Annotated in this window: 21 protein-coding genes; 12 read left to right on the plus strand and 9 right to left on the minus strand. The window is 71.1% G+C overall.

Annotated features, from left to right (window positions below; genetic code table 11):
* Window positions 1-145 precede the first annotated feature (145 nt).
* Window positions 146-958, plus strand: coding sequence for an SAM-dependent methyltransferase (locus ABD224_RS09290; RefSeq protein WP_344048907.1), 813 nt, complete (start codon window positions 146-148; stop codon window positions 956-958).
* A complete protein-coding gene (locus ABD224_RS09295; protein WP_344048909.1) occupies window positions 955-3,096 on the plus strand; it encodes a putative bifunctional diguanylate cyclase/phosphodiesterase in 2,142 nt (713 codons plus the stop codon). The genes ABD224_RS09290 and ABD224_RS09295 overlap by 4 nt, the downstream gene beginning before the upstream one ends.
* Window positions 3,097-3,183: 87 nt before the next feature.
* Here ABD224_RS09295 and ABD224_RS09300 read toward each other — a convergent pair whose 3' ends face one another.
* Window positions 3,184-4,071 carry a LysR family transcriptional regulator gene (locus tag ABD224_RS09300; RefSeq protein WP_344048997.1) on the minus strand — a complete coding sequence of 296 codons (888 nt, stop codon included), beginning with the start codon at window positions 4,069-4,071 and terminating at the stop codon, window positions 3,184-3,186.
* Between the two features lie 130 nt (window positions 4,072-4,201).
* Here ABD224_RS09300 and ABD224_RS09305 point away from each other — a divergent pair, with 130 nt between their 5' ends.
* The 4 genes from ABD224_RS09305 to ABD224_RS09320 all read left to right on the plus strand — a co-directional run bounded on the left by ABD224_RS09305 (window position 4,202) and on the right by ABD224_RS09320 (window position 8,803).
* Window positions 4,202-4,870 carry a succinate dehydrogenase gene (locus tag ABD224_RS09305; RefSeq protein ID WP_344048910.1) on the plus strand — a complete coding sequence of 223 codons (669 nt, stop codon included), beginning with the start codon at window positions 4,202-4,204 and terminating at the stop codon, window positions 4,868-4,870.
* A gap of 1 nt (window position 4,871) precedes the next feature.
* Window positions 4,872-6,821 carry a fumarate reductase/succinate dehydrogenase flavoprotein subunit gene (locus ABD224_RS09310; RefSeq protein ID WP_344048911.1) on the plus strand — a complete coding sequence of 650 codons (1,950 nt, stop codon included), beginning with the start codon at window positions 4,872-4,874 and terminating at the stop codon, window positions 6,819-6,821.
* Window positions 6,818-7,567, plus strand: coding sequence for a succinate dehydrogenase/fumarate reductase iron-sulfur subunit (locus tag ABD224_RS09315; protein WP_344048912.1), 750 nt, complete (start codon window positions 6,818-6,820; stop codon window positions 7,565-7,567). Before ABD224_RS09310 ends, ABD224_RS09315 begins: the two co-directional genes overlap by 4 nt.
* A gap of 213 nt (window positions 7,568-7,780) precedes the next feature.
* Window positions 7,781-8,803: a hypothetical protein gene (locus tag ABD224_RS09320; RefSeq protein ID WP_344048913.1), complete on the plus strand. Its 1,023-nt coding sequence runs from the start codon at window positions 7,781-7,783 to the stop codon at window positions 8,801-8,803.
* Between the two features lie 344 nt (window positions 8,804-9,147).
* On the opposite strand, the gene ABD224_RS09325 is transcribed toward ABD224_RS09320, so the two are convergent.
* A complete protein-coding gene (locus tag ABD224_RS09325) occupies window positions 9,148-9,855 on the minus strand; it encodes an SMI1/KNR4 family protein (RefSeq protein WP_344048914.1) in 708 nt (235 codons plus the stop codon).
* Between the two features lie 208 nt (window positions 9,856-10,063).
* On the opposite strand from ABD224_RS09325, the gene ABD224_RS09330 reads away from it, so the two are divergent.
* Window positions 10,064-11,419 carry a HEAT repeat domain-containing protein gene (locus ABD224_RS09330; protein ID WP_344048915.1) on the plus strand — a complete coding sequence of 452 codons (1,356 nt, stop codon included), beginning with the start codon at window positions 10,064-10,066 and terminating at the stop codon, window positions 11,417-11,419.
* 488 nt (window positions 11,420-11,907) lie between these two features.
* Here the strand turns inward: ABD224_RS09330 and ABD224_RS09335 are convergent, their stop codons facing one another.
* The 6 genes from ABD224_RS09335 to ABD224_RS09360 form a co-directional block, all read right to left on the minus strand.
* On the minus strand, window positions 11,908-12,192 hold the full coding sequence (locus ABD224_RS09335) for a hypothetical protein (RefSeq protein ID WP_344048916.1): 285 nt from the start codon (window positions 12,190-12,192) through the stop codon (window positions 11,908-11,910).
* Between the two features lie 204 nt (window positions 12,193-12,396).
* On the minus strand, window positions 12,397-14,136 hold the full coding sequence (locus tag ABD224_RS09340) for an NlpC/P60 family protein (RefSeq protein ID WP_344048917.1): 1,740 nt from the start codon (window positions 14,134-14,136) through the stop codon (window positions 12,397-12,399).
* A 49-nt stretch (window positions 14,137-14,185) separates the two neighbouring features.
* Entirely contained in the window at window positions 14,186-14,392 is a 207-nt protein-coding gene (locus tag ABD224_RS09345) for a DUF397 domain-containing protein (protein ID WP_344048918.1), read from the minus strand.
* Window positions 14,389-15,243 (minus strand): helix-turn-helix domain-containing protein, encoded by an 855-nt coding sequence (locus ABD224_RS09350; RefSeq protein ID WP_425580948.1) that lies wholly within the window; start codon window positions 15,241-15,243, stop codon window positions 14,389-14,391. The genes ABD224_RS09345 and ABD224_RS09350 overlap by 4 nt, the downstream gene beginning before the upstream one ends.
* A gap of 215 nt (window positions 15,244-15,458) precedes the next feature.
* A complete protein-coding gene (locus ABD224_RS09355) occupies window positions 15,459-16,346 on the minus strand; it encodes an SDR family oxidoreductase (protein ID WP_344048919.1) in 888 nt (295 codons plus the stop codon).
* Complete coding sequence (locus ABD224_RS09360) at window positions 16,343-17,197, minus strand: DUF1990 domain-containing protein (RefSeq protein ID WP_344048920.1); 855 nt, start codon at window positions 17,195-17,197, stop codon at window positions 16,343-16,345. Before ABD224_RS09360 ends, ABD224_RS09355 begins: the two co-directional genes overlap by 4 nt.
* 114 nt (window positions 17,198-17,311) lie before the next feature.
* On the opposite strand from ABD224_RS09360, the gene ABD224_RS09365 reads away from it, so the two are divergent.
* The 4 genes from ABD224_RS09365 (at window position 17,312) to ABD224_RS09380 (ending at window position 21,889) form a co-directional block, all read left to right on the plus strand.
* Window positions 17,312-17,524, plus strand: a complete 213-nt coding sequence (locus ABD224_RS09365) for a hypothetical protein (RefSeq protein ID WP_344048921.1) — start codon at window positions 17,312-17,314, stop codon at window positions 17,522-17,524.
* A gap of 14 nt (window positions 17,525-17,538) precedes the next feature.
* The gene (locus ABD224_RS09370; protein WP_344048922.1) at window positions 17,539-18,303 is read left to right on the plus strand and encodes a DUF1990 family protein; all 765 of its coding nucleotides are present in this window, start codon (window positions 17,539-17,541) and stop codon (window positions 18,301-18,303) included.
* 663 nt (window positions 18,304-18,966) lie between these two features.
* Complete coding sequence (locus tag ABD224_RS09375) at window positions 18,967-20,610, plus strand: hypothetical protein (protein WP_344048923.1); 1,644 nt, start codon at window positions 18,967-18,969, stop codon at window positions 20,608-20,610.
* Window positions 20,611-21,217: 607 nt separating this feature from the next.
* Complete coding sequence (locus ABD224_RS09380) at window positions 21,218-21,889, plus strand: hypothetical protein (protein ID WP_344048924.1); 672 nt, start codon at window positions 21,218-21,220, stop codon at window positions 21,887-21,889.
* On the opposite strand, the gene deoC is transcribed toward ABD224_RS09380, so the two are convergent.
* The gene (gene deoC / locus ABD224_RS09385; RefSeq protein ID WP_344048925.1) at window positions 21,886-22,641 is read right to left on the minus strand and encodes a deoxyribose-phosphate aldolase; all 756 of its coding nucleotides are present in this window, start codon (window positions 22,639-22,641) and stop codon (window positions 21,886-21,888) included. The genes ABD224_RS09380 and deoC overlap by 4 nt on opposite strands.
* A 122-nt stretch (window positions 22,642-22,763) precedes the next feature.
* Between deoC and ABD224_RS09390 the strand changes: the two genes are divergently transcribed.
* Window positions 22,764-23,492: a GntR family transcriptional regulator gene (locus ABD224_RS09390; protein ID WP_344048926.1), complete on the plus strand. Its 729-nt coding sequence runs from the start codon at window positions 22,764-22,766 to the stop codon at window positions 23,490-23,492.
* Window positions 23,493-23,513: the final 21 nt, after the last annotated feature.

Consider the following 23,513-nt stretch of genomic DNA (forward strand, 5'->3'; position numbering starts at 1 on the left):
CGTGACACGGGCGCGCGGGGCGGGCCGCGACCGCAGGTGATGACCAGGAACGGATGGTCAATTTCCGTTTTTGCTCGCCCTGTTGGCAGGCGATCAGTAGCCTTCGGCTCGAACACCGGATCGTTCTACGCCTTGGAGAGACAGCATGGAGCGCCCCGCCTGGGCCCCACGGAGCATCGACATCTCGGTGCCGAGCGTCGCGCGCATCTACGACTACTACCTGGGCGGTTCGCACAACTTCGAGGTGGACCGGGAAGCCGCCCGCAGGGCCATGGAGTTCATCCCGGGACTGCCCAAGATCATGCAGGCGAACCGGGCCTTCATGCGCCGCGCCGTGGAGTTCGCCCTGGACGAGGGCATCACGCAGTTCCTGGACATCGGCTCCGGCATCCCCACCGCCGGCCATGTGCACGAGATCGCCCAGGCGGTCCGCCCCGGCGCGCGCGTGGTGTACGTCGACCACGACCCGGTGGCCGTCTGTCACAGCCAGGCGGTTCTCGAGGGCAACGAGGACGCGGACGTGGTCGCGGCCGATCTGCGCGAGCCCCGTGAAATCCTCGAGAGCCCCCCGGTGCAACGGCTGCTCGATCTGAACCGGCCGGTTGCGCTGCTTCTCGTTGCCATACTGCACTTCGTGGAAGACGCGGACGAACCCTACAAGGCGGTGGCCCGGCTGCGCGACGCGCTCGCGCCCGGCAGCCTGCTCATTCTCACGCATGCCTCGTACGAGGGGATCCCGCTCCCGGAGGAGCGGAGCAGGGCCGCGGTCGACGTCTACAGGGACATCCGCAACCCGCTGATCATGCGCTCGCGCGAGCAGATAGCGCGGTTCTTCGAGGGGTACGAGATGGTGGAACCCGGGCTGGTGCCGTTGGCGTCCTGGCGGCCTCGTACGTCGTTGGAGGACGAGGACCCGTACGCCTTCTCCGGTTTCGCCGGCGTGGGGCGTACGGCGTGATCGCGGAACCGGACGGGCCGGAGGACAGACTGCGTCGGCTGACGACGATATGGAGCCGGGCGATCTTTCCGGTGACCTCCACATCGCTGACCCGCCCGGAGCTCGAGGAACGGCTCCTGCCGCTCACCCGCCGTCTGAGCAGGGCACTGCTGGCCAGGGTCTTCAGCGCCGCGGAGGGCGAGGCGGTCGGCGCCGCGCTGGTCGACGCGCACTGCACCGAGCCCGAGGCGCTCAGCCGCTCCCTGGACTGCCTCGACGCCTACCTCGTGCTCTACTGCGGAGAGGGCGGCGACCCGGAGGACCTGCGGGCCCGCTGCGCCCGGCTGCAGCACGCGATGGCGGCCGGTTTCGCACGGGCGCTGCGCGAGCGGACGCTGACCGAGCAGGAGGCGATCGCCCAGGCCGCACTGCGCGCCCAGGGCGTGGTCGCGCAGGCGCTGCACGCCAGCGAGGCGCGCTTCCGCGCGGTGTTCGAGGGCGCGGCGATAGGCATCGGCATCGCCGACCTGGAGGGCAACGTCCTGCAGGTCAACGGCGCGCTGCTGCGCATGTTCGGCGGCTCGGAGCAGACCCTGCGCTGCCGCAACGTACGGGACTGGACGCACGCCGAGGACGCGCCGCATGTGTGGCGGCTGTACGAGGAGCTGGTGCGCGGCGAACGCGAGCACTACCACGTGGAGAAGGCCTTCCAGCGGCCCGACGGGACGGTTCTGTGGACCAATCTGACCGTCTCCCTGCTCCGTGACGCCGACGGCAACCCCCAGTACCAGCTCGCCCTGATGGAGGACACCACCGAACGGCGGCTGCTCAACCTCCGGCTGCGCTACGAGGCCACGCACGACGCGCTGACCGGCCTGCCCAACCGCACGCTGTTCTTCGAGCGCCTGGAGAAGGTGCTGAACACGGGCGAGGGCCGGCACTTCGGCCTGTGCTATCTCGACCTGGACGGCTTCAAGACCATCAACGACAGCCTCGGACACGCGGCCGGCGACCGGCTGCTCGTCGAGGTCGCCGACCGGCTGCAGGCGTGCGTGACCGGCCCCGGGGAGATGGTCGCCCGGCTCGGCGGCGACGAGTTCGTCGCACTGACCACCGGGACCGGCACCCGGCACAGGGCCGACGCCCTTGCCGCCCGCATCATGAACGCGCTGATGGCGCCCATCCGCATCGACGGCCGTGAGCTGACCGTGCGCGGCAGCATCGGTGTCGTCGAGGGGCCGGTGGGGGAGCGCAGCGCGGCGGAGGTGCTGCGCAGCGCGGACATCACCATGTACCGGGCCAAGTCGGCCGGCGGCAACCGCTTCGAGCTCGCCGACCCCGAGGCCGACGCCCGCGCCATCACCCGGCACGGGCTGACCACGGCGCTGCCCACGGCCCTGGACCGGGGCGAGTTCTTCATCGAGTACCAGCCGCTGGTGCACCTCGGCGACGGCAGTGTGCGCGGCGCCGAGGCACTGGTGCGCTGGCTGCACCCGCAGTACGGCGTTCTCAGCCCCGACCGGTTCATCCCGCTCGCCGAGCACACCGGACTGATCGTCCCGCTGGGCCGCTGGGTCCTGGAGCAGTCGGTGCGCCAGGCCCGCGAGTGGCGGGAGCGGCACGGCGCTGCAGCCGCGGGACCCCTGCGCATCAACGTCAACCTCTCGCCCTGCCAGCTCCGTCACCCCGGTCTCGTCCAGGACACCGTCGAGATCCTGGAACGCGCGGGCGTGGAGCCGGACGCCCTCTGCCTGGAGCTCACCGAGTCCGCGCTGATCGGTGCGGACGACGACCTGCTCAAGCCCCTGCGGCGGCTCGCCGAGATGGGCATCGACATAGCGCTGGACGACTTCGGCACCGGCTACTCCAACCTGGCCAACCTGCGGCGGCTGCCGGTGAGCGTGCTGAAACTGGACCGTTCCTTCACCCAGAGCATGCAGCAGTTCCCGGCCGACCCCGTCGATCTCAAGATCGTCGAAGGGATCGTGTCCCTCGCCCACAGCCTGGACCTGGCGGTCACCGTGGAGGGCGTGGAGACCGGCGCCCAGGCCGAACAGCTCCGTCTGCTCGGCTGCGACACGGCCCAGGGCTGGTACTACGCCCGCCCGGGTCCTCCGGAGCGCCTTCACGAGCTGGCGCTGGCGGACGCGACGGGCTGAAGACCGAGGAGCCGGAGGCCGGAAGGGGGCCGATGGGAGGCCGGGGCCGGGGAAGGGGCCGGGGAAGGCCCGCCCCTTGTGCTCCGGTCACCGCTCCAGCAGCATCCGCTGCAGCTCCCGGGCCGCCCGGGGCGGATCCACGTCGCTGCGATGGGCCAGCGCGATCGTACGGTGCAGCCCCGGCCGGGCCAGCGGTGTGACCCGCAGGCCCAGGCCGGCGCGGGTCGCCACCATGCGCGGGACGACGGCGACGCCCAGGCCCGCCCGCACGAACCCCAGCACCGCGTCCATCTCGCCGCCCTCGACCGCGAAGTCCGGCTCGAAGCCCTCGGCGCGGCACGCGGCGACCGTCAGCTCCCGCAGGTCGTACCCGTGCCGGAACATCACCAGACGCTCGCCCTCCAGGTCCGCGATGCGGACCGCCCGGCGTCCCCGGCCGCCGGGCGGGGGCGCCTCCGGCGAGGACACCACCACCAGGTCCTCGCGCAACAGCTCCACCGTGGTCAGGGCGGGGGAGGGGGAGGGCAGCGGAAGCACGATCAGCGCCAGGTCCAGGGCACCGCGGGCCAGCTCCCGCACCAAGTCGTGCGAGCCGCCCTCCTCGATCAGCAGCCGGATGCCGGGATAGCGGTCGTGGAAGGCCCGCAGGACATCCGGCAGCAGGCCGGTGCACAGACTGGGAGTGGCCCCCAGCCGCACCCGCCCCCGCCGCAGCTGCACCAGTTCCTGCACCGCGTGCCGCGCCGTGTCCGCGTCCGCGAGGATCCGCCGCGCCAGCGGCAGCAACGCCTCCCCGGCGTCGGTGAGCGTGATGTTGCCCCGCGCCCGCAGGAACAGATCGGCGCCCAGCTCCCGCTCCAGCGCCTTGATCTGCTGCGACAGCGACGGCTGTGCCACATGGACCCGCTCGGCGGCCCGGGTGAAGTGCCGGGTCTCGGCAACCGCTACAAAGTACTGAAGCTGCTGGAACTGCACCCGGCCAGCATACGTCTTCATAGGGATTGCCTATCGAAACAAGCTGCACCATGTCTTGGACCGATAGGGCCTTTCGGCCCTACCTTCATGGGACATGGCATTGGCAACGCGGACGGACCGACGGCCGTCCATGGTTCGCACCATCTGGGGCTCGACCGTCGGCAAGAAGACCGTGATGGCGGTCAGCGGCTTGATCATGCTGCTGTACCTGGTCGTCCATATGCTCGGAAACCTGAAGATCTTCTTCGGGGCCGGAGAGTTCAACCACTACGCCCACTGGCTGCGGACCATCGGCGAACCGTTCATGCACTACGAGTGGACGCTCTGGCTCGTCCGGGTCGTCCTCGTGCTCGCGGTCGTCGCCCACGCCGTCTCCGCGTACCAGCTCAGCCGCCGTGACATCAAGGCGCGGCCGCAGAAGTACGTCCACTCCAAGCCCCGGGCGAGCTATGCCACCCGCACCATGCGCTGGGGCGGGGTCATCCTCGGTCTGTTCATCCTCTGGCACCTCCTCGACCTGACCACCGGCACCGTGCACTCCGACTTCCAGCCGGGCCGGCCGTACCAGAACGTCGTGGCCACCTTCTCCACCTGGTACGGCAACGTGATCTACATCGTCGCCATGCTGGCGCTCGGCCTGCACATCCGGCACGGCTTCTGGAGCGCCGCCCAGACCCTCGGCGTCGGCAGCCGCGCCCGCGACCGCGCCCTGAAGGCCGCCGCCAACGTCCTCGCACTGCTGCTCACGGCCGGCTTCATCGCCGTCCCGGTGGGCGTCATGACCGGAGTGGTGAGCTGACATGACCTCCTACGTCGACTACACGGTCGGTGCCCCGATCGCCGACACCAAGGCCCCGTCCGGTCCGATCCACGAACGCTGGGACAAGCGCCGCTTCGAGGCCAAGCTGGTCAACCCGGCCAACCGGCGCAAGCGCACGGTGATCGTGGTCGGCACCGGCCTCGCTGGCGGTTCGGCGGGCGCCACCCTGGCCGAACAGGGCTACCGCGTCATCCAGTTCTGCTACCAGGACTCCCCGCGGCGCGCCCACTCCATCGCCGCGCAGGGCGGCATCAACGCGGCGAAGAACTACCGCAACGACGGCGACTCCATCCAGCGGCTGTTCTACGACACCGTCAAGGGCGGCGACTTCCGCGCCCGCGAGTCCAATGTGCACCGCCTGGCGCAGATCTCGGTGGAGATCATCGACCAGTGCGTGGCGCAGGGCGTGCCGTTCGCCCGCGAGTACGGCGGCCTGCTCGACACCCGCTCCTTCGGCGGCGTCCAGGTCTCCCGCACCTTCTACGCCCGCGGCCAGACAGGCCAGCAGCTTCTGCTCGGCGCCTACCAGGCGCTGTCCCGGCAGATCGCCGCCGGCAACGTCGAGATGCACGCGCGCACCGAGATGCTCGACCTGATCGTCATCGACGGCCGGGCCCGGGGCATCGTGGCGCGCGACCTGGTCACCGGCAAGATCGACACGTACTTCGCCGACGCCGTCGTCCTCGCCACCGGCGGCTACGGCAACGTCTTCTACCTGTCGACCAACGCCATGAACTCCAACGCGACCGCCATCTGGCGGGCGCACCGGCGCGGCGCCTACTTCGCCAACCCCTGCTTCACCCAGATCCACCCCACCTGCATCCCGCGCACCGGCGACTACCAGTCCAAGCTCACCCTGATGAGCGAGTCGCTGCGCAACGACGGCCGTATCTGGGTGCCGAAGGCCAAGGGCGACAACCGTCCGCCGAACGAGATCCCCGAGGACGAGCGCGACTACTACCTGGAGCGCATCTACCCGTCCTTCGGCAACCTCGTCCCGCGTGACATCGCCTCCCGCGCCGCCAAGAACGTCTGCGACGAGGGCCGCGGCGTCGGCCCCGGCGGCCAGGGCGTGTACCTGGACTTCGCGGACGCGATCAAGCGGATGGGCCGGAAGGCCGTCGAGGCCAAGTACGGCAACCTCTTCGACATGTACCAGCGGATCACCAACGAGGATCCGTACGAGGTGCCGATGCGGATCTACCCCGCCGTGCACTACACGATGGGCGGCCTGTGGGTCGACTACGACCTGCAGACCACGATCCCCGGCCTGTTCGCGATCGGCGAGGCCAACTTCTCCGACCACGGGGCCAACCGCCTCGGCGCCTCCGCGCTGATGCAGGGTCTGGCCGACGGCTACTTCGTCCTCCCGCCCACCCTCAACGACTACCTGGCCCGCAACCCGAAGCTGGACCCGGTGACCGACGAGCACCCGGTGGTCCGGGAAGTGGTGGCGGAGACCGAGGACCGCCTCAAGAAGCTCCTCTCCGTCGACGGCGACCGCACTCCCGACTCCTTCCACCGCGAGATCGGCGAGCTGATGTGGGAGTACTGCGGCATGGCCCGCAACGACGCCGGCCTGCGCAAGGCCCTGCAGCGCATCCCCGAGATCCGCGAGGAGTTCTGGAAGCGCGTCAAGGTCCCCGGCACCGGCGAGGAACTGAACCAGTCCCTGGAGAAGGCCAACCGCATCGTCGACTACCTGGAGCTCGCCGAGCTCATGTGCCTCGACGCCCTGCACCGCACCGAGTCCTGCGGCGGCCACTTCCGCGAGGAGTCCCAGACCCCCGACGGCGAGGCGGCCCGCAAGGACGACGAGTTCTCCTACGCCGCGGCCTGGGAGTTCACGGGAACGGGCAAGGCCCCCGTCCTGCACAAGGAAGACCTGGTCTTCGAGTACGTCCACCCCACTCAGCGGAGCTACGCATGAAGCTCACCCTGCGCGTCTGGCGCCAGAAGAACGCCGACGCCGAAGGCGCCATGGCCACCTACGAGGTGGATGGCATCTCGCCCGACATGTCCTTCCTGGAGATGCTGGACGTCCTCAACGAACAGCTCATCCTCTCCGGTGAGGACCCCGTCGCCTTCGACCACGACTGCCGCGAGGGCATCTGCGGCGCGTGCAGCCTGGTCATCAACGGCGAGGCGCACGGCCCCGAGCGCACCACCACCTGCCAGCTGCACATGCGGTCCTTCAAGGACGGCGACACGATCGACATCGAGCCGTGGCGGGCGGCGGCCTTCCCGGTGGTGAAGGACCTGGTGGTCGACCGGTCGGCCTTCGACCGCATCATCCAGGCCGGCGGCTACATCACCGCCCCCACCGGCTCCGCGCCCGAGGCCCACGCCACGCCCGTACCGAAGGCGGACGCCGACTACGCCTTCGAGCACGCCGAGTGCATCGGCTGCGGCGCCTGCGTGGCGGCCTGCCCCAACGGCGCGGCGATGCTCTTCACCTCCGCCAAGATCAACCACCTCAACGTCCTGCCGCAGGGCGCCCCCGAGCGCGAGAGCCGCGTTCTGAACATGGTGGCCCAGATGGACGAGGAGGGCTTCGGCGGCTGCACCCTGACCGGGGAGTGCGCCGCCGCCTGCCCGAAGGGCATCCCCCTGACGTCGATCACCAACATGAACAAGGAGTGGCTGCGCGCGACCCGCAAGGCGGCCAAGCGGTAACCGCGCAGATCCTCGAGGAACGTTCGCCGAGGGGGCGGACGGGCGGGGCCGGGAGTGGTGCTCATCCCGGCCCCGCCTCGTATCTCCCCGGGAACGCAGGTCCCTGAGGACACAAGTCCCCAAGGACGCAGGCCCCCAAGGACGCAGGTTCCCGAGAACGCAGGCCTCCCGGGAAACACGGCCGTTGTCAGACCCCCTCTGTAGTCTGCGAGCATGATCGAACAGCAGGGGAGGGAGCGGTTCCTCGACGCCGTGACCGGTTTCGAGGCCGCTGTACGAGCACAGGACGCCGACCGGTCGCAGCACGCGTTCCAGGAGCTGCACACGTACTTCGGCCAGGCGGGGGACCACGAGATCGCGCAGGCCGGGCCCCGGCTCGCCGCACTGCTGCCCGAGGTGCCACCCGGACCGCGCGGCGTGGTGGCCGTGATGGTCGGCGCCTGCGTCGAACGCGGCGCGGACGCCACGCGCTGCGCACCGCACATCTTCGACGGGCTCGCCGACGCGCTCGCCGCCGCCGAGACGTTCTGCGAGCGCTGGGCGGAGACCGGAGGAGGGGACTTCCCCGAGCCGGACGCGGGCGACCCGGGACCGGAGATCGTGGAGCGGGTCGGCTGGGAGGCCGCCACGGGCTGGTGGAGCCTGCCCCAGTGGGAGATGGCGTCCGTGGCGATGCTGAACCACCCCGCGGTGCGGACCGGGCTCGACAGCGCCCGGCGCACGGAACTGCTGCGCGCACTGTCCGCCGTGGAGGAGGCCTCCGAGCACGTCTTCAAGTGCCTGACATACGCCCTGCTGGTGCTGGACGACGAACCACTGGTCGTCATCCACCGTCCCAGCGGCACCGGTTACGCGATGCGGATGCACGGCATCGGCGACAACTTCCAGCTGCACACGCTGCTCGCCGACGTTCTGGTGGGCGGCGGGCACATACCCGGCCAGGCGCCCTCCGCCGAGGAGGCGGCCGTGTGCCGTGACGCACCGGGCCAGGTCCTCACCACCGGCTCCTTCAACCTCGTCGCCCCCAGCGGGGAGTGGATCTGGAACGAGGGCACGCCCAGCGACATCCCCGTGGTCGACGGCGTCCGTCTGCTGGTCCTCGACCCGCCGCCGTACCAGCGGAGCTGGCCGGCGGGACGGTTCTTCCCCGGCATGACGGGCGACCTGGTCCTGGAGCGCGTCCTCGACGCGGCGGAGACCGAGCGGTGGGCGGCTCTGTGCACGTCGGGGCAGTGAGCCCGGCTGACCGTGCGGGAGGCCCTCCGGCCCGCCCGCCGTTCAACAGCCTCACACCGGGCCTCTTTGTGCCGGTCGCGCTCCGGTCGGCGGACCGGGGAGAACAGGACCGGCGGGCCGTACGCCACCGGCCGGCCCGCACCTCGTTCCCCCGGTCCGTGACCCGGAGAGTGCCATGACCGCTCCCACGAGGCCCGCAAGCCCTCCGCAGCCCGCGCGGCCCGGCAGGACCGGTCGGCCGAGCCCGGCTGGACGCACGCGGCGCTGATGGCGCAGGGAGCCAGAGAGCGCAGACGCCCGGCGCGGTGCCGGACCGGGTCCGGCACCGCGCCGGAGACGGAACCTCAGTCCCCGGCATCGCCCACGAGGACCAGACGCTCGGCGGCCTCCAGCCAGTCCAGGTACCAGCGGGCGAACGTCAGCGGCTCACCCGACGCGTCGAGCCGGGGCACCAGGTCCGTACCGTCCTCGTCGACCCGATGGTCCGCCCATATGCGACCGCGCTCGGGCCCGCTGAGGACCAGCCACTCGCGCAGGGCGCAGCCGCGGTGGCAGATCACGACGGCGCCGACGGTCCGGTCCGGGTTCCACATCAACTCGGCCCAGCGTTCGTCCCAGGCCTCCATGCGCGCGTCGAACTCCTCGAGCCCGTCGGGCCCGTCGAAGTCCTCTTCCTCCGGGCGCTCGTCCAGCAGAGCCCGCACCGCCGCCGCGTCCGGCCCGTGCACGGGGAACGGCTCGGCGAGCCGTGACAGGTCCGTGAGGTCCGCCCCGTCGCCCTCCCACCGCCAGCCGGCGCCGGTTCTGCGGAGAGGAAAGACGCCGTAGGCCGGACCGGCACCGCCCGCGCCCACGGTGAGGAGGAACTGCCGGTAGTCCTCGGGCAGCCGTATGCCGATCTTCGCCTCCAGATCGGCCGGCTCCGCCGCCGTCAGCGGCTCCTCGAGACGGAAGCCGTGTCCGTGCGCGCCGAACACCTCAGCGCTCTGCGGATGCGCACCGACCGCCGCCACACGCTCACGGACCCCTGCCCACATCTGCTGCTCGGTCATGCGCGGAGCGTACGTCCCATCCCTGACATCCCGGCCGCGGGCCGGCCCGCAGAACGGCTTCTTGGGCGGCCTTCGGGCCCTCCGTCCCATGGGGCGAAGTCGGCCTTTGTGAGATCGCTGCCGGGATGATCGGTTCGGGCCGGGCCCGGCGCCGGATAGCGTGTTGTTCGACGGATCACCAGGGGGAAGACGGGTCACCGGGGGGAAGATGGCCGCACCGCAGCACGACCCGCACGATGCGAGCAAGATGAACGGCCGGCTCGTGGCAGCCGTGATGGCCAAGGACTCCCACGCGGTATGGGAATGTCTCGGGAAGGCTGATCCGAACACTTCGGGCCCCGACGGCCTTCCGTTGCTCTGCACCGCCGTGGACGGCTTCGACCACAAGAGCACCGAGGCCCTGGTGGACTGCGGCGCCGATCCGGACGTCGTCCTGCCGGACGGGACGACACCGCTCCTGCGGGCCGTCGACCTCGGCTCCCCGGTGATGGTCGAGGTCACGCTCGGCAAGGACCCGCGGCTGCGGATCCCCGAGGCCGAGCGGAAGCGGCTGCTCGGCCTCGCCCGGGACTGGTACGAGACGGGGGAGGACGAGGAACTGCGCCGCCGTACGGGGGCTTCGGGCCCGGCCACCCGGAGACTGGTCACGGACGACGAGTTCACGGACATCGAGGAGGTCTCCCTCGGCGGGCTCACCGTCCGGGCGGGCCACAGCGGTGTTCTCACCGTGCTGGAGCGGGCGTTCTGGATCCTGCCGCCGGTGGCGGAGCTGGTGGCGCGCGCCGTCCCGTGTCGGAGCAAGCTGCACGCCAACTGGGCCGCCGTCCGCTACGCCCTCGCCTTCCGCAAGGGTCCGCAGGCATGGTCGGACCTGGCGGCCTTGCGTCACCACCCCGATCCTGTCCACCGCCGGCTGCTGGCCGACGTCCTGTGGTCCCGGAGCCTCGACGACCGTCCGGACACCGCGCAGGACGCCGAGTTCCTGGCGCAGTGGGCGCTCGACGAGCCGGACGGCGAGGTGCTCGCCGACGTCCTGGACGCCTACAAGGAGCACGACCACCCCGCCCAGGAGGCCATCGGCCTCCGCCACGCCGACCACCCGGACCCGCGCGTGCGCCGCGAGGTGTCGTACTGCCTGATGCAGACCCCACGGAGCGATGCCGCCACCGCCGCCCTGCTCACCCTGGCGCAGGATCCCGATTCCGAGGTCCGGTGCGCCGCCGCCCAGTCCCTCGCCCACCCGAGTGATCTGACTCCGGCGGTCCGGGAGGGCCTGCTGACCCTGCTCCGGGACCCGGACCCCGGCGTCCGGCGTCATGCCGCCGCATCCCTCTCCGGCTCCCACGACCAGACGACCGCCGTCATGGAGGCTCTCGTCGCCCTGCTGGACGAGGAGGACCAGATCCTGCGACTGGAGGCGGCCTACGCCCTTGCCGTCCGCGACGACCCGCGCACCGACTGGGCCTATGAACGGGTGGGCCCGCTCGGTCCCGGCTTCGAGCACGACCACCGCGTGTACGCCCACCGGAGCTATACATTCCGCAACCGGCCCGACGGAACCTGACGGCGGCGACGGTGCCGGAACGATCCGGCCTGGCATACCCCGTCCGTCCTGCTCCGCGCGAGCGTCCGCAGCCACAGGAACAGCCGCGGCGGCCGGTCACCGTCCGCCCACCTTGCCGGAGACCCATGAGTAAATTGGCGGACACACACGGCGGCGAGCCGTTCGCCAGGAACCTCGTACACCCCGACAAGCCGCTGCCGAGGGCTCCTGGACAATGCGGGCGCGTCGGGCGACGGACCGGGCCCTGGTGCCGGTGCCCCGGAGCAGATTGAAGCGGCGGGAGTCAGGTTCCGGGCAGAGGAGCGGTGTCGTCTTCCATCCGCGAGGCCGAGCGGCTCGGCAGCTCAATGTTCGGCGCAGTGCTCCCGCAACGCCTCGATCTCCCGGGTCCACAGCACCACGTCGTCACCGGCTTGTCGGCACGGGTACGCCGGGCCGGCTCGAGGACTTCTACGACTGTCCTTCTACGGTATGAACAGAGGCCTTTTTCAGGTGGACAGACCGTCCATGGAGTCACCGCTCACGCTCGCCGAGTACTCCGTCGAGTCGGCCCGGACTTCGAGGACGAAGCGCTTGGAGGACAGCGCGCGGCGCCGAGTCACCCTGGCGTCGCCGGTGAACACCATGCGCACCAGCTTCCGCACGTGCTTCGTGCGCACGTCCTCGAACGCGTAGTCGTCCAGCATGAGCCGTATGCTCTCAGGGTGATTGCGGGCACCCAGGGCGAGGACGTACACGTCGTGACCGTGGATGTCACCGCTCCAGTCCGCCACCCAGGCGTGATTGTCCCCTCGCTCGTGTAGCGCGGGGTCCCCCACGCTCAGCGACCGGAGGGCCGCTTCGAGTTCCACCGACGCGGGCGGCCGACGGCTCGTGACACCGCCGATCCATGAGGGTCCGTCAGGTTGCGGTCACGCCAGGCTTCGCGCGGATGCCGCGCCGCAGCCGGCCGCCGGCCCAGCCCCCCGAACACCGCCTCAGATACGGCGCACCGTGTGCAGTGACCTGGCGTAGAGGCCCGTGCCGTCGAGCAGCGAGGGACCGCCCAGGTCGGACATGGTGGGTCCGTTGACCGTCTTGCGGCTGGACAGGAAGCGGCGCTTGCCCGCCGCATCCCGCCCGAGGTAGATCCCGACGTGGTCGACCGTGACGGACACCTGGTCCTCGTCGTCCCCGGAGTCGGCGTTGAACAGGACGAGATCGCCGGGCTGGAGCAGGTCGGCGGCCGGCGGACGGGTGCCGTCGGTCCGGTCGATGAGCACACCGGGCGCGTGGTCGGCCATGTCGCGGGACTTCCGCGGTATCCGGCTCCCCGACGTGTCGGCCTTCGCGGCCATGGGCACGCCCATGTGGTAGCCGTAGATCATGCGCGTGTAGCCCGAGCAGTCGAGATTCCCGACCTGCTTGCTCGACGGACCGGTGTAGGTGCCGTCGGGGAACGTCCAGCCGATGCCCATGTACTCATGGAAGTCGGCGCCCTCCAGGCGGTACCCCTGCGCGTCCGGATAGCCGTAACCGGCCTCGCCCAGAACCTGTTTGCCCTGCGCCGGGCCGTCCCCGGCGGTGACCGCGGGGGCGCCCGCGAGGAACATCGCCGCACAGGCGAGCACATCCGGCGCGGTGGAGCCGGCCCAGCCGCGGATCGTCTGCTCCAGCTCGGGCGTCCAGGTGCCGTCGAAGGGCTCCGGCAGCACCCGCACCCAGTCGTCATGGGTGACGCTCGGCGGGGTGTGCCAGGTGGCGGCGTTCACCTCGAAGCGGCTCACCTTCAGGGTGACCGGCAGGTTGGCGCAGCCGCTGTTGGCCAGGACGCGCAGGCCCACCCGGCCCTTGCCGAACGTCGCGTCGTCGACGTCGAAGTTCCACGCGGACGGCTCGGCGGCGTCGGAGCGCCATGCCTTGGCCCGGATCCGGGAGCCCTCGCGACGCACCCGGATCGTCCAGTCCGTGTTCGCGGGGTTGTTCGTCGCCAGTGTGAGCGCCGAGGCCAGCTGGGTGACGGTGTCGTCGACCTCCTTCTCGATGCGGAACTGGACCGCTCCGCCGGTCGTGAAGGACAGCCGGGCCCGGTAGTTGTTGTGGGTGTCCTGGTAACCGAAGGTCAGCCCGTACGAACAGGCGTCACCGGTGGGCACCTTGTCGAACCTGGCCACGGACCGTACGTCGACGTCGGTGATCTCGTCGTCCCGCAGGCTGGCGTGCCGGCTGACGCCCGTGGTGGTGAGGGCGACCAGGCCGGTGCCCGGCACGACCGAGTAACTGTCGGAGCTGGAGGGGAGCGTGCTCCAGCTGCCGCCGCCGGGCGAGCTTCCCCAGCCCGTCAGCGTGCGCTGGAAGTCGTCCACGAAGGGCCGCTTGTTCTCGGTGAACGTCCTGCGCGGACCCGGCAGGACGACGGTCCGGGCACCGTGGGTCAGCAGCGCGACGCGCCTGCCGTTCGAGGTGACCTCCGTGCGGGCCGGGGTTCCCGGCAGCACCGTGGTGGTGAGCGGGGAGGTCAGGGTCACCGGCGTGAAGTACGAGGCATCCAGCGGAGCCAGAGTCACCGAGGAGCGGGCCGAGGTCAGACCGGCCGGTGGCGGGAGGGGATCGACCGACGCGGGGGCGGTGTCGGCGTGGGCCGAAGGCGCGGCCAGACCGGCGAGCGGGACGGAGGCGGCGGAGACGGCGAAGGCGGCGAGCAGACCGCGACGAGAAGGATGGATCATGGAGTCCATGATCCATCCTGCGTGTGCCCGAGGGCACTGAACTTTCCTGCCTCCGGCCCTACTTCGCCGCGAGTACCACGAACGCCGCCCACTCGTCCCGGCCGACCCGCAGCACCGGCCCGCCGCCCGCGGCCTTCGAGTCCCGTACGTACACGGCCTGTGAGTCGACGGCCACTTCCACGCAGTCGCCGCCGCCCGATCCGCTGTGGCTGCTCTTGAACCAGCGCAGCTCGTCGACGTGCTCGGATGCCTGCTTCACGCTCATGTCTCCCCAACCAGCCGTTCGATGAGCCGCGCGGACTCGGTGCTGTTCAGAGCCTGCGATCGCAGCTTGCCATACCGCAACCCGAAGGCGCTGACTTCTGCCGGATCGTGGACGACGCATCCGACTTCCTGCGACTCGATGTACCCGAGGTGCTGGTGTTCCCCGGTTTCCAGCACCACGAACGGCCCGTTGAGGCCGGAGTGGAAACCGCACGCGGCAGGCATGACCTGGATCTCGACGTTGCGCAACGCACCCACGTCCAGCAGGTGTTGCCATTGCTCCCGCATGAGTTCCCTGTCACCCACCGGATTGCGCAGCGCTTCCTCGCCGATGATGAACGACAGTTCGGCGAGCGGCATCCGCGACAGGAGCTTCTGTCGGCTCAGCCGTGCCTCCGTGTGCTGGTCGATGATCTCCTCGCTCAAGGGCGGGCAGTGCCCGGCGAACAAGGCCCGTGCGTACGCCTCCGTCTGCAACAACCCCGGTACCAGCAGCGGGTCGTAGGAGAAGCGACTCACCGCTTCTGCCTCGAACAGGGCGAAGTTGCGGAAGAACCGGGGCAACTTCGCCCGGTCCACCTCGTCCTGAAGCGCTTCCAGGGCTCCGTCCGCGTTCAACACCCGATCCGCCGCCACCGTGAATGCCGCCTTGGCCGGCCGCCGCCCCTGCTCGACCGAGGCAACCTGCTGCAGTGAGTAGCCGATGGCGTCGCCGAGTTGCTGCTGGTTCATCCCCGATCGCTTCCGCAGGTACTGGAGCAGCGCACCGTACGCCCTCCACACGCCCGGCAGGTCGGGCTTCTCGTCCCCGTTCCTCGCCGCCCGGCTGTTCCGCGTGTCCCGTGCCTTCACGCTCCCACGCCCTTTCGTCCCCTGGGGTGCAACCCCGCCCGCATTCACCCACGGCCGCGCTCGTCATCCGTACGCCACCGGGACATGTCCAACGCGGCCTCGCGGGACAAGGCACGGCGAACGCCCCGTACAGCAGTCGTACAGGCCACGTACGACCAGGACCACGTACGACCAGGGCACCCGTCGGCGCCCGGCGCGAGGAGAATGAGCACCGGTCAGTCGTCGTGCGGTGCTGTCGCGGCGCGGTCGGCTCGTCCGCCGGCGCCGAGGTGGCCCGTGGCGCGCAGGGGCCGTCCGGTGTCCAGGCGGGGCAGTTCGCGGCGGGACACCCGCAGGACGACGGGAGGCAGGGCCGCACGCGCCACCTGGAGCACACGCAGCCACGACGGTACGTAGACGGCGCTGCGGCGGCGTTCCACCGCGCGTGCCAGGCGGGCGGCGGCCATGTCGGCCGAGTGGACGGTGCGGACGAGCGGGGGCATGTGGGTGCGCAACTCGTGCATCGCGGTGAACCGTTCGGCGTCGCGGATCATGTCGGTGTCCACCCACGCGGGATAGGCGATGCCCACCGCGACCCCTTGGTGTGCCACTTCCGCCCGCAGCGCGTGGGCGAAGGCCTCCACGCCCGCCTTGGAGGCGCAGTAGGCGCTCATCATCGGGGTGGCGCCGAGCGACGCCAGCGAAGCGATCTGCAGGAAATAGCCGGCCGTCGCCACCAGGTCGGGCAGGAAGGCCCGTGCCGTATGGGCACTGCCCGTCAGGTTCACGTCGATGACCCGGCGCCACGACGCGGCATCCGAGGTCGCGAAAGGGCCGCCTTCGGCGATGCCAGCGTTCGCCACGACCACCGACGGCCGGCCGAGGCGTCCGCGGACCTCGCCTGCCGCATCGTCCAGCGCGGTGCTGTCGGTGACGTCGACTTCGATCGCCAGTGCCGCGGTGGGCAGGGAGGCCGCCAGCGTGCGCAGCCTGGGCCCCTCGTGGCCGAGGAGTGCCAGGCGTGCTCCGCGCCGGGCGAGTTCGCACGCCAGCGCCGCGCCCAGCCCGCGGGCGGCTCCGGTCACCACGACGGTCCGGTCCCGGAGGGGGCTGCCGTCCGTCACCGGCCGTTCCTTCGCCGCCGGTCCAGCCTCATGCCTGCCTCACGGACCATTCCCGCCAGATGGCGGGCCCTGGGGTTGCTTCGCGCCGGAGACTTTTCTTCGGGCTGCCCGCTCCGTTCGGTCCGCGGCATCGAGCGGGCTGGCGCCTTGCCCGGAGGGTCGAGGCAGCGGGTGGAGATGTGCACTCCGTCGACCAGGCGCCCGCCCGAGGCCTTGACGGCGGACAGGCAGAAGCGGACCCACATGTTGAGCTGGATCTCCTTCGCCAGACGCAGGTGCGAATACAGCAGGTGCACCAGGCGGCTGCCGGGGCAGGCCCAGAGCTCGATCTCGAACACCAGCAGGCCGCCGTCCCGCCGCGCGTGGAACTGCACCTGCCCGGCCTCCATGTGACCGCGCAGGGTCGCCAGGCGCAGGGAATGCGCGTCGCGGTGCACGACCCTGACGGGCCCGTTCCAGGGCCCCGGCATCTCCACCAGCAGCTCGTCCCCGACGTCCAGGCCGTGGCCACGGAGCTCACCCGTGTGGATGTCGACCACTTCCGTGGGGACGAAGTGCTTGAAGTCCCGGCAGACCCATGCGATGAGCTGGTCCGCCTCGAGGCCGGCCGCGGCGATGTTCACCCGGAAGAGACGGTGGTACAAGGGGCCGCAGCCGTCCTCGGGCTGCTGCACCCGGTCGTCGACCACGTCCGGGGACAGGGGCGGTGGGCGGTCCCGCTCGTCGCCCCGGCACTCGCCGCCGCGATGGAGGGGAGTGGTCTCCCAGAGATAGCGCCAGGTGACCAGCACCGTGCCCAGGAGCCACCGCCCCAGCACGGCGAGTACGCGAGGACAGCGGGGTTCCGGCATCCGCGCCCCCTCAGACCGGCGAAACATCGTAAAAAGGTATAAACACGTGTATACCCTGGTATAGCGATGGGGACAAAGTGGCGACGTCGCAAGCGGACGAATCCGGAGGCCCCCATGGTGGTTCGGCTCCTGCATCGGGTGGGCGTACGCCGCACCCACCTGCACCTCTCCTCACTCGCCGCGGTCGCTCTGTGCGTGACGCTGTGGGTGCGTGCGAAGACCGTCGACCAGGAACAACGGGGAAACGCCGAGCGCCGCGCACTCTTCGTGGGCCTGTGGCCGCCGACGCTGTGGCTGATCGGCGAGTCGTTGCCGGAATCCGAGTGACCCGAGTGACCCGAGTGGGTGACTGGAGGTTCGGGCGGATCGACGTCGTACGGGCGTGGAGAGAGCTCGCGGACGCACGCGTCAACTACTCGGCCGACGAGGTCCGCCAACCGTCCTGGAACATCGACACCTACCGCACCGTGCTGCCCTCGGAGCGGCCGGGCCCTCCGGAGCCGGGAGGGTCCTGGGAACATGCCCGCCGGCTGGTCCGCGACTACCAGTTCTCCCCGCCGGAGATCGTCCGGGCCCTGTACGACCCGACCACACCGCTGCTCGGCCGCGACATGCTGCTCGAGGCCCGCTTCCACGGCATGCACTTCTACTGCGGTGTGCGCGTCACCGAGGTGGTGGACGAGACCCGGGACACCACGGACCGCACCTGGGGCTGGGCCTACGAGACCCTGGAGGGCCACCTGGAGCGCGGCAAGGCCACCTACGAGGTGGTCAAACGGCAGAACACGGGCCAGGTGCAGTTCGTGGTCTCCTGCTACTCGCAGGGCGCCCCCACGCTGGACCGGATCACTTCCCTCGGGTGGCGGCTGTTCGGCCGCCGCACCCAGTTGCGGTTCTACCGCCGGTGCGGCGAACGCCTGCGGGGTTTCGTCGAGGCCGCGCTGCGCGACGGACACCCGGGCCTCGGACCGCCGGCCAGTGTCGGACACCTGGTGTGCGCGCCCTCCGACGCGAGGATGCGTCGCTTGGACGCACTGGCGGTCCGCCGCGTCGCCCCCGGCCGAGCCACCGGACACGCTGTCGGCGCCGGACCACCGGCTTCCTGAGCCCTCCGCTGCGGCGCATCGATGCGCACGTCGGCATCACGGAGCGGGCGTGCGCCCGGACGTCCACCCCACCCGCGTCCTCCTCGGCCGTCAGTGGCCATCAAGTGACCATAGAAGGGGGCGCACGCCTACTCGTCACTCGGTCAGGTGAATTTGCCGACGAGTGCGGAACCTCCTGGGGTGTCCGCACGTACTGTCGGGCATGGGACCGACCATGGATGTGCAGGGGCCGGAATCGAGTCGGCCGTGCTCGTGGCTCCGGAGACCGGCCATCCACGGCGCCGAGGACACCACACCGGGAGCAGCTCCGTCTCCGGCCGGGCGCGCAGAGCACTCATGTCCCGGGGCGTCCGCTTCGCCCTCCCCGCCCCCGTCCCCGGGCAAGTGCTTCACCGTTCACGCGGACAGCACGGAAAAGCTCCCGCCCACAGCCCCGGAAAGAGCCGTACGGGTCGGCCGGCCCTGATCCCGGCCCCGCGCCGGAACTCCCCGGGCGACGCACCGGCGTGGGCCGAGAGCCCGAAGCGCGTGCCGATGCCGACCGGTGGGTGAGCAACAGGGCGCGTCGGCCTGAAAGTTCCGTTCCCCGGGGACCGAGAGGCGGTATCCCCGATGATGGGGAGCACCCGGGGCAACAGATCAAAAAGCATGAGAGGTGCGCATATGACGGTGGAAGCCGGCACACGCCAGGAAGAGCGCGTCGTGGGGCGGGTATGGACGGTGCGCCTGGACCCTGACGGCCGCCCCTCCGCCGGCATCGTCCGGCTCTCCTGCTCCCGCCCGGCCTGCGCCGATCAGCGTTTTCCCAGCACCTCCGCGGGACGCAAGGCCGCGGTCGAGCACGTCAACCTGCACCTGGCCCGCATCCGCGAGGACGGCGGACCGCGCGGCGAGGCGTGGTGCGCCTGCCGCGCCGCCGACTGCGCCTGGCACCTCCCCGATCCCGTCGCCGGACGGCGCGGCGGCACGCGCCCGGCGGAGGGCGCGCGGTGCGGCGGCCCGGTGGTCCTGACGGTGTACGCGGACCGTGCCGGAAGACTGTGGCGGATCGCGGAAATGTGCGCCCGGTGCGCGGCCGCCACTCCCGGCTGCCGTGTCCTGGACACCGCCCCGTCCCCGGCTCGCCCCGCCCCGCCCCGGCCGAACCAGGCGACGCAAAAGCCGGACGCGGAGCGGGAAACCGCGAGCAGCACGGCGGGCCGGGGCATGGCGGCGGTGTTCTCCGACTCCGGCTCTTCCCCCGCGGCCGGTTCATCCCGCGTGGTCAACGCTTCGCCGGCCTCGATCGCCGCACTGGTGTCGGCCCCCCGTGCCCGCGCCGCCTCACCGAGTGCGATGCCCCGGCGGGCGAAACGGTGGGGGAAGATCGCACAGCGGATCGTGCCGCACAACCTCGAGCCCGAAGTCCTGCGCCTGGAGCTCATCGAACTCGGAGACGCCTTCCGCGCCTACCAGAAGCGCACCGAACCCGATCTCCTCCTCCTCGCCGAACTCCACGAACGCAAGGCCCGCGCCTTCCGTCTGTGGGCCGATGTGACCGGTGACGAATCCCTGCGACAGGAGGCGCAGCGGGCCGAGAAAGCCGCGCAGACCACCCGCGAGATGCACCACAACCGGGTCGGCACGCTGGACGGCGGAGTGGTGGTGGAACGCCTCCTGACCCGGAACCAGGCCGAGCACGCCCGCACCGTGCTGAACCACGTCGCCGCCCACTCCCCGCACCCGGAGGCCGAGGTACGCCTGGCGGTGCTCATGCTCACCCTGCGGGCCGCGCGCGCCGGCAGCGGGAACGTCACCGGCCAAGACCTCACCGGCTGGCTCCAGGGCGACGCCGAGCGCGTGCTTCAGCAGCTGGCCGAGGCCGACTGGCTGCGCCTGCCCGACACCGTCGCCGAGGTGATGGCCTCCCGGCCCGAGAACCCCACCACGTTCACCGTCCCCACGCTGCTGCCCGAGCAGCCCCGCCTGTTCACCTTCGGCAAGACCACCCGCTCGAGGATCTCCGGCTGGGCACAGAGAGTCGTGGGCGACCGGAAGATCCGCAAGAAGAAACTGGGCGCCGCCACCCGGCTCCTGGCCCTGTACACCGCCGCCCACATCCGCCCCGACGGCAGCCTCGGGCACCCGGAGGACGGCGGGCTGCACCTGGACCGGATCGCCGCGTTCTCCAGCCTGACGCCCGAGCAGATCGGCGAACATGCCGACCTGCTGGTCACCGCCGACTGGCTTGCCGAAGCCGACATCACCGAGAACAGACTGCGCGGACAACTCTCCCAACGCGCCCTGCCGCTGGGTGGCCTGCTGTAACCGGGTGGGGCCTGTGGGGTTCTGCGGGGCCCGGCAGGACCTGCAGGGCCCGCCGGGCGGTGACAACTCCCGGTGACCGGGACGGGTCATCCCCGTGTGCGCGGGGAGCAGAACGCCCCGGCGGGACAGAGCACTTGGGCCGTCCTCGTGCGCTGGAACCGCAGCGCTCTGTCCTGTCCCGGGCCCTGTCACGGGCAGGAGGCCGGAAGGGATCGCACACGGCGGACCTTCCGCAAGTCCCCGCACCTGCGGTCACTGCTGCGTGCAGTCGGACAGCCGCCGTCGAGCCGTCGATTCCCTGGACTGCGGCGGTCTGACGTCGCGTCCCCTGCGGACGGAACGCGTGGCGGATATGCGGATGTTCGGTCACATTCGCTCGACGAATGTCCCGAACTCGTACTAGAGGGCCCGAATGCCGTTTCGTCACCGGGCAGTTGTGTCACGCTCACACCCCTCGGAGGAGACGAGCGGGAAGAGGATGCGGATGAGGGGCAAGAGCTCAAGACGCTGGACCTGGCTGGTCTGGCTGCTCGTACCCGTGCTCCTGGCAGGCTGCAGCCGGAGAGGGGGAAGCGACCGCGGCGGCCCTTCCGTCGACCGTCCGGGGGTGTCCCGTCAGGCCGACGGTGCGGACGGACCCGGCATCGGGGACCTGCCCGTGCCCGGCATCGAACTCGGAGGCGGCGGCGCCGACGGCGGTGACGGCGGTGACGGGGGGAGCGGTTCGGGCGGTGCCGGGAGGGCGGAGCCGGAACCCCGGCCGGAACCGACCGACCCGAGAGAGGAGGCGTTCCGGGCGGTCGTCCGGGGGACGTGTCTGCCGGTGTACAGGAACGGCAGCACCTGGAATGTCCCCGTCCCGCCGGATGCGGTGTCCTGCAGGAGCGAGCGGGCCGGACTCTTCCAGGTGACGCATACCGCCACGAGCAGCATCACGTGCCCGACGGGCGTGGGGCGGGACAGGTGGAGCTATTACTCGACCATCACCGGCAACACCACGACCCTCTGCCTCAACCGGGTCTGGGTGAAGGACTACTGCGTGCTCGCCAAACAGTCCGGGAACACCATCACCTCCATCGGCTCCACCACGGCGGCGGACTGCTACGCCACCCGGGTGCCCGTTCCCTACAACCAGGTCCTCGTCGTCGCCGCCGTGTACCGGGCACCCGCCGGCGCCAATGCCTCCCACTGCCGCACAAGTGCCCAGGACCCCCTTCGGTACTGGTCCCTGCTCGCCGACGGCGGCAACACCCTGGTGTGCTTCAGGGCCCGTTCCTAACCCTGCTTCTCCGGCCCGCCGTCCGCCGGGGACGCGGCCTCGGCGAGACGGGCCCGGAGGTCGTCGAGGATGGCGGCGGTGGCGGTCGCGCCGAAGCGGGTGGCGCCCAGACGGTGCAGCTCCAGCAGGGCGTCGAGGGTGCGCACGCCGCCCGCGGCCTTGATCTGGACGTGCGGTGAGACGGTGCGCCGCATCAGGGCGATGTCGGCGGCCGTCGCCCCGCCCGGGGCGAACCCGGTGCTGGTCTTCACGAAGGCCGCCCCCGCCGCCTCGGCCGCGCGGTATCCGGCGACCTTCTGCTCGTCGTCCAGATACGCGTTCTCGAAGATGACCTTGACCGTGCGGCCTTTCGCCGCCTGCACGACCGCGGCGATCTCGTCCTGGACGTACGCGACGTCGCCGCCGCGCAGACGGCCGATGTCGATGACCATGTCGATCTCCTGCGCGCCCAGGCCGATCAGTTCAGTGGTCTCGAACACCTTGGCCGCCGTGGTCGCCCCGCCGTGCGGGAAGCCGACGACCGTACCGACCGCGACCCCGCTGCCCGCGAGCGCCGCCACCGCGGTCGTGACATCGGCCGGGCGCACGCACACCGAGGCCGTGCGGTACTTCACCGCGGTCTCCAGACCGGCGGCGACCTCGGCCGGGGTCAGCTCCGGCCGCAGCAGCGAGTGGTCGATCATCTTCGCCGCTTCCTCGAGCGTGGGCAGCGGACCGTCCCAGCGCGGGGCGGCGATCGGGGCGACAGACATGGCTTTCCCTTCCGGCCCTCCATAAGCTGTCTAGACAGCCTATACAGGTGAGGATGACGGTGTCGACGGGCGTCCCGCCGGAAGCCGCGACCCGCACCGACCCAGGAGGAACAGCACCCGCCATGGCCGCACCGCAGCCGCTGTACGAACGCATCGAGAAGCAGTTGCGCCGACGCATCGCCGCGGCCGCCGACGGCGACCCGTTCCCCTCGGAGCCGCGTCTGGCCGCGGAGTTCGGCGTCTCCCGGATGACGGTGCGGGCGGCCCTGGCCGGGCTGGAACGCGACGGCCTGCTGGAACGCGTGCCCGGCCGGGGCAGCTTCGTACGCAGGGCCGCCGCAGCCCGCCCGGTCGGGACCCTGATGAGCTTCCACGACCAGGCCCTCGCGGCCGGGAGGACTCCCCGCTCACGCGTCCTCCAGGCCGGCGTGCGCCCCGCCTCGCCCCAGGAGGCCGCCGCGCTCTACCCCGACGACCCCGCCCAGGACGCCACTGTGGTCGGGATCAGCCGCGTCCGGCTCTTCGACGACCTGCCCATCGCCGTCGAACACGCCGCCTTCCCCGCCTCCCTCGGCGCCCTGCTCAGTACGGACCTGGAGACCGGCTCCCTGCACAACGCGCTGCGCCGCCTCGGCCTGCACCCGACCCTCGGCTCCTCCGTCCTCAGCGCACGCACAGCCGGCGACGACGCACCCGAACTCGGCGTCGACGCCACCACCCCGATGCTCGTCGAGACGCGTTCCATCGCCGACCAGCACGGCGCTCCCCTGGAATACACGGTCAGCTCCTACGTGGCCCACCGCTACGCGCTCCAGGTCGACTTCTCCGTCGCCCGCAGGGAAGGCTCCTGACCGCAGAGACGGCCCACGGCG

Origin of the sequence: Streptomyces thermoalcalitolerans, assembly GCF_039525155.1 — a bacterium.
Taxonomy (GTDB): domain Bacteria; phylum Actinomycetota; class Actinomycetes; order Streptomycetales; family Streptomycetaceae; genus Streptomyces; species Streptomyces thermovulgaris.

Coding starts and splice junctions, on each gene's coding strand:
- ABD224_RS09290 (WP_344048907.1), top strand. CDS start 146: ATGGAGCGCCCCGCCTGGGCCCCACGGAGCATCGACATCTCGGTGCCG.
- ABD224_RS09305 (WP_344048910.1), top strand. CDS start 4,202: ATGGTTCGCACCATCTGGGGCTCGACCGTCGGCAAGAAGACCGTGATG.
- ABD224_RS09310 (WP_344048911.1), top strand. CDS start 4,872: ATGACCTCCTACGTCGACTACACGGTCGGTGCCCCGATCGCCGACACC.
- ABD224_RS09315 (WP_344048912.1), top strand. CDS start 6,818: ATGAAGCTCACCCTGCGCGTCTGGCGCCAGAAGAACGCCGACGCCGAA.
- ABD224_RS09320 (WP_344048913.1), top strand. CDS start 7,781: ATGATCGAACAGCAGGGGAGGGAGCGGTTCCTCGACGCCGTGACCGGT.
- ABD224_RS09325 (WP_344048914.1), bottom strand. CDS start 9,855: ATGACCGAGCAGCAGATGTGGGCAGGGGTCCGTGAGCGTGTGGCGGCG.
- ABD224_RS09330 (WP_344048915.1), top strand. CDS start 10,064: ATGGCCGCACCGCAGCACGACCCGCACGATGCGAGCAAGATGAACGGC.
- ABD224_RS09340 (WP_344048917.1), bottom strand. CDS start 14,136: ATGGACTCCATGATCCATCCTTCTCGTCGCGGTCTGCTCGCCGCCTTC.
- ABD224_RS09345 (WP_344048918.1), bottom strand. CDS start 14,392: ATGAGCGTGAAGCAGGCATCCGAGCACGTCGACGAGCTGCGCTGGTTC.
- ABD224_RS09360 (WP_344048920.1), bottom strand. CDS start 17,197: ATGCCGGAACCCCGCTGTCCTCGCGTACTCGCCGTGCTGGGGCGGTGG.
- ABD224_RS09365 (WP_344048921.1), top strand. CDS start 17,312: ATGGTGGTTCGGCTCCTGCATCGGGTGGGCGTACGCCGCACCCACCTG.
- ABD224_RS09375 (WP_344048923.1), top strand. CDS start 18,967: ATGACGGTGGAAGCCGGCACACGCCAGGAAGAGCGCGTCGTGGGGCGG.
- deoC (WP_344048925.1), bottom strand. CDS start 22,641: ATGTCTGTCGCCCCGATCGCCGCCCCGCGCTGGGACGGTCCGCTGCCC.
- ABD224_RS09390 (WP_344048926.1), top strand. CDS start 22,764: ATGGCCGCACCGCAGCCGCTGTACGAACGCATCGAGAAGCAGTTGCGC.